Annotated in this window: 14 protein-coding genes and 1 tRNA gene; 9 read left to right on the top strand and 6 right to left on the bottom strand. The window is 64.3% G+C overall.

The features are described from left to right. The first annotated feature begins 194 nt into the window (after positions 1-194). Both EG244_RS02790 and EG244_RS02785 read left to right on the top strand, forming a co-directional pair. Entirely contained in the window at positions 195-2,141 is a 1,947-nt protein-coding gene (locus tag EG244_RS02790; protein WP_124963492.1) for a hybrid sensor histidine kinase/response regulator, read from the top strand. 2 nt (positions 2,142-2,143) lie between these two features. After that, on the top strand, positions 2,144-2,857 hold the full coding sequence (locus EG244_RS02785) for a response regulator transcription factor (protein ID WP_124963580.1): 714 nt from the start codon (positions 2,144-2,146) through the stop codon (positions 2,855-2,857). A gap of 64 nt (positions 2,858-2,921) precedes the next feature. Here the strand turns inward: EG244_RS02785 and ykgO are convergent, their stop codons facing one another. Further along, a complete protein-coding gene (ykgO, locus tag EG244_RS02780) occupies positions 2,922-3,047 on the bottom strand; it encodes a type B 50S ribosomal protein L36 (protein WP_096520058.1) in 126 nt (41 codons plus the stop codon). Between the two features lie 73 nt (positions 3,048-3,120). Then, a tRNA-Val gene (locus EG244_RS02775) sits at positions 3,121-3,195 on the bottom strand. Positions 3,196-3,382: 187 nt separating this feature from the next. Here EG244_RS02775 and EG244_RS02770 point away from each other — a divergent pair. The 7 genes from EG244_RS02770 (at position 3,383) to EG244_RS02740 (ending at position 10,522) form a co-directional block, all read left to right on the top strand. Next, complete coding sequence (locus EG244_RS02770; RefSeq protein WP_124963491.1) at positions 3,383-4,252, top strand: N-formylglutamate amidohydrolase; 870 nt, start codon at positions 3,383-3,385, stop codon at positions 4,250-4,252. 48 nt (positions 4,253-4,300) lie between these two features. Then, positions 4,301-5,125 carry a tRNA (guanosine(37)-N1)-methyltransferase TrmD gene (gene trmD / locus EG244_RS02765; RefSeq protein WP_124963490.1) on the top strand — a complete coding sequence of 275 codons (825 nt, stop codon included), beginning with the start codon at positions 4,301-4,303 and terminating at the stop codon, positions 5,123-5,125. 119 nt (positions 5,126-5,244) lie between these two features. Continuing rightward, positions 5,245-5,529: a YggT family protein gene (locus EG244_RS02760; protein WP_124963489.1), complete on the top strand. Its 285-nt coding sequence runs from the start codon at positions 5,245-5,247 to the stop codon at positions 5,527-5,529. 3 nt (positions 5,530-5,532) lie between these two features. Next, complete coding sequence (gene recQ, locus EG244_RS02755) at positions 5,533-7,572, top strand: DNA helicase RecQ (RefSeq protein ID WP_124963488.1); 2,040 nt, start codon at positions 5,533-5,535, stop codon at positions 7,570-7,572. Between the two features lie 422 nt (positions 7,573-7,994). Continuing rightward, positions 7,995-9,383, top strand: a complete 1,389-nt coding sequence (gene ahcY, locus EG244_RS02750; protein ID WP_124963487.1) for an adenosylhomocysteinase — start codon at positions 7,995-7,997, stop codon at positions 9,381-9,383. Between the two features lie 112 nt (positions 9,384-9,495). Beyond that, a complete protein-coding gene (locus tag EG244_RS02745; protein WP_124963486.1) occupies positions 9,496-10,071 on the top strand; it encodes a class I SAM-dependent methyltransferase in 576 nt (191 codons plus the stop codon). 109 nt (positions 10,072-10,180) lie between these two features. Next, the gene (locus EG244_RS02740) at positions 10,181-10,522 is read left to right on the top strand and encodes a DUF2853 family protein (protein WP_124963485.1); all 342 of its coding nucleotides are present in this window, start codon (positions 10,181-10,183) and stop codon (positions 10,520-10,522) included. Positions 10,523-10,679: 157 nt separating this feature from the next. Here the strand turns inward: EG244_RS02740 and EG244_RS02735 are convergent, their stop codons facing one another. Genes EG244_RS02735 through EG244_RS02720 form a run of 4 tightly spaced genes read right to left on the bottom strand, consistent with a single transcriptional unit; the run spans position 10,680 to position 13,945 of the window. Then, positions 10,680-11,030 (bottom strand): dihydroneopterin aldolase, encoded by a 351-nt coding sequence (locus EG244_RS02735; protein ID WP_158617224.1) that lies wholly within the window; start codon positions 11,028-11,030, stop codon positions 10,680-10,682. Further along, a complete protein-coding gene (locus EG244_RS02730; RefSeq protein ID WP_158617223.1) occupies positions 11,023-11,808 on the bottom strand; it encodes an SDR family oxidoreductase in 786 nt (261 codons plus the stop codon). The genes EG244_RS02735 and EG244_RS02730 overlap by 8 nt, the downstream gene beginning before the upstream one ends. 8 nt (positions 11,809-11,816) lie before the next feature. Then, complete coding sequence (locus tag EG244_RS02725; RefSeq protein ID WP_124963482.1) at positions 11,817-12,767, bottom strand: glycosyltransferase family 2 protein; 951 nt, start codon at positions 12,765-12,767, stop codon at positions 11,817-11,819. Beyond that, positions 12,767-13,945, bottom strand: coding sequence for a lytic murein transglycosylase (locus EG244_RS02720; protein WP_124963481.1), 1,179 nt, complete (start codon positions 13,943-13,945; stop codon positions 12,767-12,769). Before EG244_RS02720 ends, EG244_RS02725 begins: the two co-directional genes overlap by 1 nt. Positions 13,946-14,109: the final 164 nt, after the last annotated feature.

Raw genomic sequence — 14,109 nt, 5'->3', positions numbered from 1 at the left:
GGCGCCCCTCCTCGGGCGGTCTCCGGTTCTGACCTGCTGATGACACAGTCGTCACAGGCAAAACTTGCCCGAATTTTGCGAAATCCTAACAAATTGTAACAGGTGACAAAAAGTTTGCGCCCAAGCCGGGCGCTGTTAACATTCCCGCCAGGGGGGAGGGCGCGGCTGCCGCGCCTCCAGGGAAGGGCCGGGACGTGTCGCTGACGGAGAATACCACTGCCGCGCTGACGCGCACCGGTCTCAATCGCATCAGCCAGGCGCTCTCGATCTTTGATGCCTCGCTGCGGCTGGCGGTCTGCAACCGCCGCTACCAGGAGATGTTCACCTTTCCTGAGGCCTATGTGACCCCCGGCGTCAGCTTTGAAGATACCATCCGCTATATGGTCTGCCGCGGTGAATACGGCCATTTCGACGACACCGAAGAGGCCGTGGCGGCCCGCGTCAGTGCCGCCCGGGCCTTTCTGCCCCATTACATGGAGCGCCGCCGCCCCAATGGCCGCTGGGTCTCGGTTGAGGGCTCTCCGCTGGCGCAGGGCGGCTGGGTGACGATCTATACCGATATCACCGAGGTGAAACTTCAGGAGGAGCTTCTGCGCGCCCGCTCAGAAGAACTCAGCGGTGAGGTGCTGGCCCATGCCCAGCGGCTGGCGCTGGCGAATCGCGAACTGGCCGCTGCCAATGCCATGCTGGATGAGGCGCGGCGGGACCTCATTGAAATTGAAGCGCGCACCCGGATGACCACCGAGATGATGCCCGCCCATATCGCCCATGTCGGCCGCGATCTGCGCTATACCTATTCGAACCGGCGGCTGAACATCGTCGCCCCCACGCGCAGCCCCGATATCATCGGGTTGACCGGGCATGAGGCGCTTGGGGCGCAGACCTTTGCGCATATCGCCCCGGCCCTGCGCCGGGCCCTGGCGGGGCAGGCAACGGTGCTGGAGTTCACCGAAGAAGAAAGCGGGCGCCGCATCCGGGGGGCCTTTACCCCCGACCGTCAGGGCGAGGGGCCGGTGAACGGGGTCTATATTCTGTCGACCGATGTCACCGCCGAGGCCCAGGCCCGCGAGGTGCTGATGCAGACCCGCAAGCGCGAGCTGGCCGCACAGCTGACCTCAGGTCTTGCGCATGATTTCTCCAATCTTCTGACCATCATCCTGGGGCTGCAGTCACGCCTGAGCCGCGCAGATCTGCCGCCAGGGGCGGGGGATCTGGTCCATGCCACGCTGAATGCGGGGCGGCGCGGCGGCGTGCTTCTGGACCGGATTGCCTCGATCTCCGGACGGCGCGAGTTGCAGATCGTGCCGGTGCGGATTGCGGATTTCGTCTCGGAACTGCGCCCGCTGATCGGCGCGGCGCTGCCCGACCGGATCAGCGCCGAGCTGGAGATCGCGCCCTTCGCCCATCCGCTGATGTTTGACCCCGGCATGCTCCAGGATGCCCTTTTGAACCTGGTGCTGAATGCCCGCGACGCGATGAAGCCGCAGGGCGGGCGGATGGTGCTGTCGATCCGGCCCGTGCGCGATATCTGGCTGGAGGTCACGGTCAGCGATGAGGGTCCGGGCTTTACCCCCGAAGCGCTGGAGCGCGGGCTGGAGCCGTTTTTCACCACCAAAGGCGGTGAAGGCTCGGGCCTTGGGCTTGCCATGGTCTATGACCGGGTGAAGCTGGCGGGCGGCAACCTGCGGCTGGCCAACCAGGCGTCTGGCGGGGCCTCTGTCACCCTGCGGCTGCCGCTGCGCCCCGCCGAAGACCGCGCGGCCGAGCCGGGCATGGTGCTGCTGGTGGAAGACAATACCGAGATCCGCGAATCCGTGCGCGCCATGCTGGTCAGCCTTGGCCACAGCGTCGTCGAAAGCGACAGCGCCGAGGAGGCCCTGGCCCTGATGCGTCTGCCCTGCCTGACGCTGGTGCTGTCAGATATTCACCTTGGCGGCGCGATGACCGGGCTGGATCTGGCCGCCCGCTTTGAGGCCGATCCTGATTCCCCGCCCGTGGTGCTGATGACCTCCTCTCCGCCGGGGGATCCGCGGCGCGAGGCGGCTTCGGCGCGCGGGCCGCTGCTGATCAAACCCTTCGACGCCCTGAGCCTTGCCGGCTTCCTTGCCACTTTGCCGATCCTGTCCGGAGGCCGCCGATGACGATGCCCATAACGACGCCCCATATCGCCATTCTCGACGATGAGCCCGAGATCCGCCGCATCCTCTCAGATGCCCTCGAAGAGGCGGGCTACCGCGTCACCACCTTTGCCCGCGCCACCGAATTTGAGGCCGCGCTGAACCGCGCCACGCCGGATGTCTGTCTGGTGGATCTGGGGCTGCCGGACCGGGATGGTCTGGCGGTGGTGCACCGCCTCGCCCTCGAATCGGGGGCGGCGATCATCATCATTTCGGGCCGTGCGCAGGTGCAGGACCGGGTGACCGGGCTGGAGCTTGGGGCCGATGACTACATCATCAAACCCTTTGAGCCCGCCGAAGTGGTGGCCCGCATCCGCGCAAGGCTGCGCAAAACCCGCAGCGATGCGCCGCGCAGCACGCCGCAGACCGCGCGATTCGCCCAGTGGCGTGCGCATTTTGACCGCTATGTGCTGAGCCCCGACCAGGGGCCGGAGGTGCCCTTCAGCCATGCCGAGGGCGAAGTGCTGCGGATGTTTCTCGAAAGCCCGAACCGGCTGATTTCACGCGCGCAGATGCAGCAGAATTTCGGCGGCGGGGCGGGGGAAAGCTTTGATCGCGCGATGGATGTGCGCATCTCGCGGCTGCGCACCAAACTGGGGGAAGACCCGAAGAATCCCCGGCTGATCAAGACGATCTATGGCGCGGGCTATATCTTCCTTGCCGATGTCACCTGGACATGAGGCACATAAAGCAAAAGGCCGTGCGGATCGCACGGCCTTTTCAAACTCAAGAGAGCTCGTTCGCTCAGCCCTGACGCGCTTTGAAACGCTTCTGGGTTTTGTTGATCACGTATACACGGCCCTTGCGGCGCACGATTTGGCAATCGCGGTGACGCTGCTTGAGCGAACGGAGCGAGTTTGCGACTTTCATGGCGCTCTCCTTAACTTCGCGGCGCGTCGAGCGCCTCAGGTTTCGTTCATACCCGTCGAAACGGGCGGTTAAATGGTGGGCGCGACAAGGATCGAACTTGTGACCCCTACGATGTCAACGTAGTGCTCTACCGCTGAGCTACGCGCCCCTCAGCAACACCTTGCTGGCCCCCTGTAACCGAAGTTCCGTGGGCCGGTGCAGCTTCGTTGAGAGGGCTTTTAGCCAGAGTCGCAGGGGGCCGCAAGGGGGGTGCGTGAAGAAAAATCGTATTTCTTTCAAATCGCTCGACTCCGGCCTTTTCAGGGGCTTAGGCTGTGCCCAAGCAGGAGGATGCCATGACGCGCGCGGCCTTTGATCTCTATGAGCCGGAAAAGCCCCGCTGCGGGCTGGTGCTGAGCTCTGCGCATAGCGGGCGGGACTATCCTGCGGAGTTCATTGCACAAAGCCCGCTCTCGGCGCGGGCGCTGCGCTCGTCTGAGGATGCCTTTGTCGATCTGCTCTTTCAGGATGCGCCGCGCCTTGGCGCGCCGCTGCTGACCGCCCGTGCGCCGCGCGCTTATGTGGACCTGAACCGCGGCCCCACCGAGCTTGACCCCGCGCTGATTGAGGGGGTGAAGAAATCCGGACTTAATCCGCGGCTCTCATCCGGGCTGGGGGTGATCCCGCGGGTGGTCGGCGGCGGGCGGGTGATTCACCCCGGTCGCATCAGCCGCGAGGAGGCTGATCAGCGCCTTGCGCGCCACTGGCACCCCTGGCACCGAAAGCTGGCCGAGGTGATCGCCGCGCAGCGCGACCGCTTTGGCCAGGTCCTGCTGCTCGATTGCCATTCGATGCCCCATGACGCGGTTTCGCATCTGCGGATCTGTGAAGGCGAGCCGCCGGAGATCGTGCTGGGCGACCGCCATGGTGCTGCCTGCGCCCCGGCGCTGATGTCAAAGGTGGAAGGGGCCTTCCGGACGGCGGGCTTTCGCACCAGCCGCAATATGCCCTTTGCCGGGGCCCATATCACCCAGACCTGGGGCCGCCCTCAGACGCGCAGCCATGCCATTCAGATAGAGATCGACCGCAGCCTCTATATGGAGGAAGCCACCCTGACCCCGCGGCCTGAGTTTGACCGGATCCGCGCGCGTCTGGCCATGGCGGTGGGCACCGTGGTGCAGATCCTGCGGCAGGGCGACACCCCTCGGGCGCTGGCCGCGGAATAAGCCTTCTGCTAGGGAAAGCCCCTGAGCAGCGCCAGGAAGGGCAATCGCATGACGGAAGTGAAGGGCAAATCGCATGGACGACTGTCGGTGCAGGTCTCACTGAAGCCGCGCGATCTGATGGCAGAGCCGCCGCGGGTGAAAAACGCCTGGCGCGCCAGGATTGTGACGCTGTTTCCCGAAGCTTTCCCCGGCACGCTGGGCCTGTCGCTGACCGGCAAGGCGCTGGACCAGGGGCTCTGGGCGCTCGATGCCATTCCGCTGCGCCAGTTTGGCGAGGGTAAGCACCGCAATGTCGATGACACCCCGGCGGGCGGTGGCGCGGGCATGGTGCTGCGCGCCGATGTGGTGGCCCGCGCTTTGGGTGAGGCCTGCCACGGCCTGCCGATGGACCGCGAAAAATGCCCGATCATCTATCTTTCGCCGCGCGGCAAACGCTTTGACCAGGCCATGGCGCGCAAATGGGCGGAAGCCGACGGCGTGGTGATGATCTGCGGCCGCTTTGAGGGCGTCGATCAGCGCGTGCTGGACCGCTATCAGATCGAAGAGGTCTCTTTGGGCGATTTCGTCATGACCGGCGGCGAGATTGCCGCTCAGGCCATGATCGACGCCACCGTGCGCCTGCTGCCGGGTGTGCTCGGCAATGCCGCCTCGGCGGAGGAGGAAAGCTTCGCCGACGGGCTGCTGGAGCATCCGCAATACACCCGCCCCCAGGTCTGGGAGGGGCTGGAGATCCCGGCCGTGCTGAACTCAGGCAACCACGGTGAGGTCGGGAAATGGCGCCGCGCGCAGTCGCTGGAGATCACCAAAGCCCGCCGCCCGGAGCTGCATGAGGCCTTTATGGCCCGCCAGCCCGCGCCGAAAAAAAAGCGCTGATCAAAGCATCGTTAACTTTAATCCACTCTGATGGGGCGGGCGGGCTGTCGCAGGCTCTTGCCCCTCTGCCCTGCCGCCATTAGGTCTGTCTGGATCAACTCACCGGAGAACCACCCCTCATGATGTCGCTGATGGAAATTCTGCTGCTGATCGTGAAAATCGCGCAGTTCGTCGTCATCGTTCATGTCGTCATGAGCTGGCTGATCAACTTCCAGGTCCTGAACCTGCGCCAGCCGCTGGTCTATCAGATCTGGAACGGGCTCGAACGCCTGCTGGGGCCGGTCTATAACCGCATCCGCTCGATCCTGCCGAACCTTGGCGGGATTGATCTGGCACCGCTGGTCGTGCTGCTGGGCATTGAGGCGCTGCGGATCATCATCATCAATAATCTCGGTTACTTCTGACCCATGCCCGATCCCGCCGAGGAACTCGCCCGGATTTTCGGGTTCTCTGACTTTCGTCCCGGACAGGCCGAAATCGTCGAGGCGGTGATGCGGGGGCGCAACACGCTGGCCATCATGCCGACCGGCGGCGGGAAGTCGCTGTGTTTTCAGCTGCCTGCGCTCTGCCGTGAGGGGCTGACGGTGGTCATCTCGCCGCTGATCGCGCTGATGCGCGATCAGGTCCGCGCTTTGCGGGCCGTGGGGGTTGAGGCGGGCGCACTGAACTCGGGCAATACCGAGGAAGAAAACGCGGAAGTCTTTGCCGCGCTTGATGAAGGGCGACTGAAGCTTCTCTATCTCGCACCCGAGCGGCTGGCGAATTTTGGCACCCAAAGCCTGTTGCACCGCGCCGGATGCAGCCTGATTGCGGTGGATGAGGCGCATTGCGTCAGCCAGTGGGGCCATGATTTCCGCCCCGATTATCTGCGCATCGGTGAGCTGCGGGAGATGCTGGATGTGCCGCTTGCGGCCTTCACCGCCACCGCAGATGCCGAGACGCGTGAAGAAATCGTCAACCGCCTCTTTGGTGGCGTGCAGCCTGAGACCTTTCTGCGCGGCTTTGACCGCCCGAATATCCACCTGGCCTTTGGCGCCAAAGACCAGCCGCGCAAACAGATCCTGAACTTTGTGGCTGCCCGTAAGGGCCTGTCGGGCATCGTTTATTGCGGCACCCGTGCGCGCACGGAAACCCTGTCCCAGGCCCTGCGCGAGGCGGGTCACCCCGCCATCTGCTATCACGGCGGCATGGAGGCCGGGGCCCGCCGCCATGCCGAAACGCGCTTTCAGCAGGAAGACGGGCTGATCGTCGTGGCGACCGTGGCCTTTGGCATGGGCATCGACAAACCCGATATCCGCTGGGTCGCCCACTCCGATCTGCCCAAAAGCATTGAGGGCTATTACCAGGAAATCGGCCGCGCGGGCCGCGACGGTGCGCCGGCCGAAACCCTGACGCTTTACGGCGCCGATGACATCCGCCTGCGCCGCAGCCAGATCGACGAGGGCCTCGCCCCGCCCGAGCGCAAGGAGGCCGATCATGGCCGGCTGAACGCGCTTCTGGGGCTGGCAGAGGCCATCGGCTGCCGCCGCCAGCGCCTGCTGGGCTATTTCGGTGAGGAGTCGCAGCCCTGCGGCAATTGCGATCTTTGTGACCGCCCGGCCGATGTGTTTGACGCAACGGATGCCGTGCGCAAGGGGCTTTCGGCCTGCCTGCGGACGGGTGAAAGCTATGGCGCGGGCCATCTGATCGACATTCTGCGCGGCGTTGAAACGGAGAAGGTGCGCGGGCGCGGTCATCAGAACCTGCCGACCTTTGGCGTGGGCAAAGATCTGTCGAAAGCCATGTGGGAAGCGGTCTTCCGGCAGATGATGGGCCGCGACCTGATCCGCCCCGATGCTGAGCGGCATGGCGCGTTTCGCATGACGCTGGCCGCCCATCCGATCCTGCGCGGCGAAGAGACGATCTTCCTGCGCCGCGACACGCTGAAGTCTTCTGAGCGTCCCGCAGCCAAAGCGCTGGTCTCGGAAGAAGACGCCCCGCTTCTGTCGGCGCTGAAGGCCAAACGCCGCGCGCTGGCCGAAGCTCAGGGCGCGCCCGCCTATATCATCTTCACCGATAAGACCCTGATTGAAATGGCCGAAAAGCGCCCGCGCTCGATGGATGAGATGGCGGGGATTTCCGGGGTCGGCGCCAAAAAGCTCGACAGCTTCGGCGCGGAGTTTCTGGCCGTGATCTCGGGCGCGTCTGAGGGGCTTCACCCGCAAAGGATGCGTCTGGCGGGAAAACCGGCGGGGCTTCTCTTTGATCGCCTGCAGGAGCGCGCGAATGATCTCGCGCGCGGCGAAGACGGCATCGGGCGCTACCTCAGCCTGACGCAAAGCACCCTGCGCCTCATTGCCGAACGCAAACCCCAGACCCTGGCGCAGCTTGAGGGCATCCAGGGCATGGGGCCGCAAAAGACCGAGCGGTTCGGCCCGGCCTTCCTGTCGCTGATCGCGGCGGATTAAGCACGTGTCCCCTCGGGGGTCTATAGCGGCGGCTCCTCATCCCGCCCGAACCGCCGCCCGGTCAGATCATCGCCAGAGCCGCGCTGATACGGCAGGGGGCACCGCCCCTCGTCGCGGGACTGCAGAAAAGCACTGAGGGGGTCAGGCCTGCCCGAAGAACTCTGCGCCCCGCGACCATCTCCGCAGTCACCCACAAGCGACGCCCCATATCACAGCGACAATCGCGCCATGATTGCGTGACAGGGCAAGACCGGGACGGGAGCGCAACTCCGGCGCGGGGGCGCACCGGGCAGCCTGCAAAACGGGTGGCCCCGGGGTCACATCGCCCTGCCCGGAGGTCCTGCCGCATTGCTGCAAAGGCCGCCCGGTGCTATGTGACCCCCATCGCAGACCCTGCAACGCTTTTGATGAAAGAGGCCCTGATGGCACAGGATTACATCGTCCGGGATATCGGCCTGGCCGATTTCGGCCGCAAAGAACTCGACATTGCTGAGACCGAAATGCCGGGCCTGATGGCCTGCCGCTCGGAATTTGGCGCGAGCAAGCCGCTGAAAGGCGCGCGCATCGTCGGCTCGCTGCATATGACCATTCAGACCGCTGTGCTGATTGAAACCCTGGTGGCTCTGGGCGCTGATGTCCGCTGGGCCTCGTGCAATATCTTCTCGACCCAGGATCACGCGGCGGCGGCGATTGCGGCGGGCGGCACCCCGGTCTTTGCGATCAAGGGCCAGTCGCTGGAAGAGCATTGGGATTATCTCGACCGCTCCTTCCAGTTCCCGGAAGGCGCCAATATGATCCTCGACGACGGCGGCGACGCGACGCTTTATGTGCTGCTTGGTGCGCGCATGGAAGCGGGCGAAGACGTTCTGGCGGTTCCGGCCTCGGAAGAAGAAGCCGTCATCAAGGCACAGATCCTGAAGCGCATGGCACAAAGCCCGGGCTGGTTCGCCAAAACCCGCGCCGATATCCAGGGCGTGTCGGAAGAGACCACCACCGGTGTTCACCGCCTCTATGATCTGCACAAAAAGGGCCAGCTGCCCTTCCCGGCGATCAACGTCAACGACTCGGTCACCAAGTCGAAGTTTGACAACAAATACGGCTGCAAGGAATCGCTGGTCGACGGGATCCGCCGCGCCACCGACACCATGATGGCCGGTAAGGTCGCTGTGGTCTGCGGTTATGGCGATGTGGGCAAAGGCTCGGCTGCTTCGCTGAAAGGCGCAGGCGCTCGTGTGATCGTGACCGAAGTGGACCCGATCTGCGCGCTGCAGGCCGCGATGGATGGCTTCCAGGTCACCACCCTGGAAGACGTTGTGGCGACGGCGGATATCTTTGTCACCACCACCGGCAACAAAGATGTCATCCGTCTTGAGCATATGCACGCCATGAAAGACATGGCGATCGTCGGCAACATCGGCCACTTTGACAATGAAATCCAGGTGGCTTCGCTGAAGAACCACAAATGGACCAATATCAAAGACCAGGTCGATATGATCGAGATGCCCTCGGGCGCGCGGATCATTCTGCTGTCGGAAGGTCGTCTGCTGAACCTCGGCAATGCCACCGGCCACCCGAGCTTTGTGATGTCGGCCTCGTTCACCAACCAGGTGCTGGCGCAGATTGAGCTGTGGACCAAGGGCGATGAGTATCAGCCCGGCGTCTATATCCTGCCCAAAGCGCTGGATGAAAAAGTGGCCCGCCTGCACCTCGACCGCATCGGCGTGAAACTCTCGAAGCTGTCTTCCGAGCAGGCCGCCTATATCGGCGTCACCCCGGAAGGCCCCTTCAAGCCTGAGCATTACCGCTACTGATCTCTGGCCTGACGACCACAGCGCCCGCTCCTTTTCAAAGGGGCGGGCGTTTTTCTTTGCCCGGCGTTAATCGCTTTACCATAGTAGCGACGGACCAGAGAGGAGAGACACCATGGAAGAACCCGCTCCCGACCGGCGCGAAGCGAACCGGGGCCGCCTGCTGGCGCAGATGCCCAAAGGCGCGGTCTGCGCGGAAATCGGCGTCTGGGAGGGGAAATTCTCCGCGCGCATTCTGGCCGAAACGGATGCCTCGACACTGCATCTGATCGACCCCTGGGCCTATATGCCCCAGTTTTCCGACACCGGATTCGGACGTAAAAAGAACGCCGATCTGATGGAGGTGAAGTATCACGATGTGGTCAAAGCCTATGGCACAGACCCGCGCGTGGTGATCCACCGCGCCACCTCAGAAGAGGCGCTCAGCGCGCTGCCCGATCACGCGCTCGACTGGGTTTATATCGACGGCAACCACCATGAAGCCTTTGTAAAACGCGACCTTGAGCTGTCTTTGCAAAAGGTCAAACCCGACGGCATCATTGCCGGGGATGACTACAACTGGAAGGTCGCGGAACTCGGCGGGCCGGTGAAACGCGCGGTCAGCGCCGTGATGCAGGATCTGGGCCGGCAGGCGGAACTGAGCGTGATGGCCAATCAGTATATAATCCGCCTGAAGCGATCCTCCGACTGATTTTACCGCCGCAGGCAGATTTTGCTTGGTGCTCTGCCATTCCGGCGCATAGCCTGAGGCAGGCGCCTGCGGGGGGCAGGGCTTTTCGCGATACAGGGGACGATTTTTAATGAGCAAGCGTGACGTACTGATCGAGAAATATGCCGCAGACCTGCGGACCAAATGCAAGGTCGAGCCTGATATGGACCTGCTGCGCAAGGTCACCATCGGCTGCGGTCCGGCGATCTACAACGCCGACAGCGAGACCGTCGCGGCCAGCGATCCCGCAGAAGTAGAGCGCGTTCGCAGCAACTTCCTGATGAAGAAACTGGGCCTGCCGGAGACCCCGGATCTGCAAAAAGCCATCGACAGCGTGGTCGAAATCTATGGCAAATCCGAGCGGAATAAATACCGCGCCGTGATGTATTACATGCTGGTAAAGCATTTTAAGAAAGAAGCCGTTTACGGCTGAGCCTGTCGGATTTTTCTAAAAGACGGGTCACTCTGAATTAGCCGCGACCCCTGGCTTTGCGCTATTATAACACTGCGGACCTGTCGTCGGTTCGGGTGCAGGGGTGCGCCAGGGTGTGGTGCGGACCCCGGCTGAGGCCGGGGTCCGATCCTTGTGCTCAGGTGAAAAGGCTGCGGGCCGGATAGCTCAGCCCGACCCAATCCACATCGTTGAAAATATCCGGCTTGCGGCTTGAGACCCGGGCCCTGGCCACATGGGGAAGCCCGCTCACATAGCTGTGAATCGCCAGGATCAGTTCTTCCTGGGTCTCGATGCGTTGCCCGGCATAGCTGCGGATATGCGCGACGATCGCGTCATAATCCATAAAACCCCCGGCATCTCCGGTCAGATCCGCGGTCAGCACCTGCACTGAAATCACCACCCTTTGCGGGGCATGGCGCTCAAAGTCGTGCAGGCCGAGGATGATCTCCACCTCCTGCCCGGTGACTTCGACCAGAAATTCAGCCAAGGGGAATGTCCTCTTCAGTCAGAAAGGCCACGTCGCGCGGCAGGTTCCAGTGGTGCTGCCCGCCGTCAATCACCAGAATTTCGCCGTTCAGCCCCCGATCAGCCCATAGCAAAAGCAGCGCTTCACAGATATCGGCGGGGGCCACACGGCGGCCCAGCGGGTTGATCCGCGCGGTGCGCTCAAAGTCCTCAGCGGTTTGCGCGCCCGACATCAGGGTAATCGAGGGCGCAATCGCGCAGACCCTCGGGTGGCCGCCAAAACTTTGCGCCGCCATCTCCGTGGCAGCCTTCAGCGCGGCTTTCGACAGCGTATAGGTGAAGAAATCCGGGTTCAGCGCCATGAGTTTATTGTCGAGCATATTCACGACCAATGCCCCCTCGGGCAGCGGGTCCTGCGCCTGAAACCGCTGCATCAGCCAGAGCGGCGCGGCAAGATTGACCGCCATATGCTGCGCAAGCCCGGCCTCCTCCGCAGTGGCCAGATCGTCGCCAAGAAAGGCGGAAGCATTATTGACCAAAAGCGACAGCGGCCCTGCCAGTGCGACGGCGGCTGCAAATACGGCCTCGGCCCCGGCTTTCGTGGTCAGCGGCCCGCAGACCAGCCCGCAATCCGCCCCCGCCGCCCGCAGTTCTGCCACCAGGGCCTCGCCCTCGCCCCGGGAGTGATGGCAGTGGAGCACCACAAACCAGCCCTCTTTGGACAGCGCGCGCGCCATGGCCGCGCCCAGCCGCCTCGCAGAGCCGGTGATCAGCGCCGCGCGCCGCGGAGGGGTCGTCATCAGATCCGTCATGCTGAAGGGTTTACGCCGCTTTGCTCTGTTTCGAAACCGCGAAGCAGGCCAGGGAAATGCCGCTCAACCCTTTGACGCAGCGCCAGATCCTCTGTCCGCATAAACCCTTCCACTTCAAGCGCGGCCACCAGCGCCGGACGGGCGCGCTGCACGCAGTCGTAGAAATCCGCGACCCCCTCAGGGGGTTGCTGCAGCAGATACGCCTGCATCGCGGGGCGGTATTGATAGGCCCCCTTCGCCAGCCGGTAGGGCAGCCGCGACAGCCAGCCCTCACGGTCCTGGGCGTGGAAATGCAGGAGCGCCAGATCGGGGTGAAACGGGCCGCCCGGCACCGGCTCTCCGTTCATGCGCGCACCGTGAATGCGCCCGGTCATGCCCGGTATGCCACTGCGAAAGAAGCATTTTCCGACCGTATGGCTTAACATCCCGCGCTCCAGAAGCGCGCCGAGATCGCCGTAAAGCGCATGAGCCAGCGCCTCGCGCCCCGGCGGCAACGCCTGGCGAAAAATCCGTCCGGTGAAGATGTCATCCGGCAGGCGCGGATCGCAAAGCGCCTCCCAGGGCTCGGCGCGCAGGATCAGCCGGTCGGGCGCAAGCTCCGACAGGATCCCGGACACCGGACGGGCGGGCAGCAGAAACTCATCGACATCGAAATGCGCCACCCAGGGCAATCCGGTGCGGCGCAGCACCCGGGTGACATTGCGCACCTGGCGCTGCTGGTGGGTCTCGGGCCGCCGGCCCGCCACCTTCGCCCAATAGCCCTCATGGCAGCGGATGACCTGCACCCGATCCTGCCCCTCCAGCAGCGTCGCGGCCGGATCTTCGGGGTCATCGAAATGCAGCCAGAGGCGCGCGGCCCCCAGCTCAAGATACCAGGCCACAAAGGCCAGGACCTGCGCGACAGGCGCTTTCAGGGTGACGGCGACGCCCCAGCCCTCCGCCGCCATCACAGCCGCTCCAGCAGGTTGCGGTCAGGCCAGGCATCAGGCGGCAGGCCAAGGCGGATCTGTTCGCGCCGCACGGCTTCGCGCGTCATCAGCCCCAGAATGCCATCGACCCTGCCCACATCATGGCCGCGCTGCTTCAGCTTTTCCTGAAGCGCGGTCATGTCTGCGGGGGTCAGCCCCGGCACCGGGTTGCCGGGATCAAAGACCGGCGCGCCTTCAATGCGGGTGGCAAAATAGGCCGCCGTGGTGACATAGACGAGGCTCTTGTTCCATTCGGAGAGCACGCGGAAATTCGGCCAGACCAGAAAAGCCGGACCCAGACGCCCCTGGGGCAGCAGCAGCGCCGCCTCACCCGTCCCGGGCAGATCGCCTTCGCGCGGGGCCAGGCCCTTTGCGCGCCAGTCAGCGACCGGCAGCCAGTCCGTCAGCCCGCTGTGGCTGAGGTCGAAGTCTTTCGGCAGGCGCACCTCGGTCAGCCAGGGCTGCCCGGCCTGCCAGCCGTGATCGCGGATCAGGGCCGCGCCTGACAACAGCGCATCGGCGACCGAGTGCTGCAGATCGACCCGCCCGTCCCCATCGCCGTCCACACCGCGCGCCAGCAGATCGGCGGGCAGCATCTGCACCATGCCAATCTCTCCGGCCCAGGCCCCCCTGGTGGTGGCGGGGTCAAAATCGCCCCTCTGCCTCAGCTCAAAGGCGGCGGCGATCTGCGGGCGAAACAGCTCAGGTCGCCGGCAGTCATGGGCCAGGGTCAGCAGCGCGTTGCGGGTGTTGAAATCCCCCTGAACCGCGCCAAAGTCCGTCTCAAAGGCCCAGAAGGCCAGCAGAATTCCGGGCGGCACTCCGTAGTCCCGTTCCGCCTGCGCCAGCAGAGCGGCCTCTGATGTCAGCTTCGCGCGCGCTTTGTTCAGCCGGTCGGCGCTGATCAGGCGGCGGGAGAAATCCGTGAAGCTGCGCTGAAACACCCCCTGTTGGCGGTCGGCTGCCAGCACCTTCGGATCGGGCGCTGCACCGCGCAGAAAGCGGCTCACCCCGGCCTCCGAAGCTCCGGTGGCCAGCAGTTCCGCCCGCAGGCCCTGAAGCCAGGTTGCGAAATCACCGCCGCAGGTCGCAGCCCCTGCCGCCGTTGTCGTCAGCCCCAGACAAAGGGCCAGTGCGCCGCTGAACCGCTGCCACATTCCGCTCTCCCGTTTGATCAGAGCTTAGTCCCGCGCAGGCCGCCGCGCCAAGGGACTTTCCCGTGAGGTCTTTTGCATTTCCCCCGGAGCCAGGGCGCAGCGCCGGGCGTTACACAAAGAGCCCGGGAAAGGCACTGGAAAGATCAGACAGAGCGGCAGGCCTG

The sequence above is a fragment of the Falsigemmobacter faecalis genome (assembly GCF_003863335.1).
GTDB lineage: Bacteria > Pseudomonadota > Alphaproteobacteria > Rhodobacterales > Rhodobacteraceae > Wagnerdoeblera > Wagnerdoeblera faecalis.
Note: the sequence above shows the minus strand (reverse complement) of the source record. Positions and strands in the feature narration are given on the sequence as shown.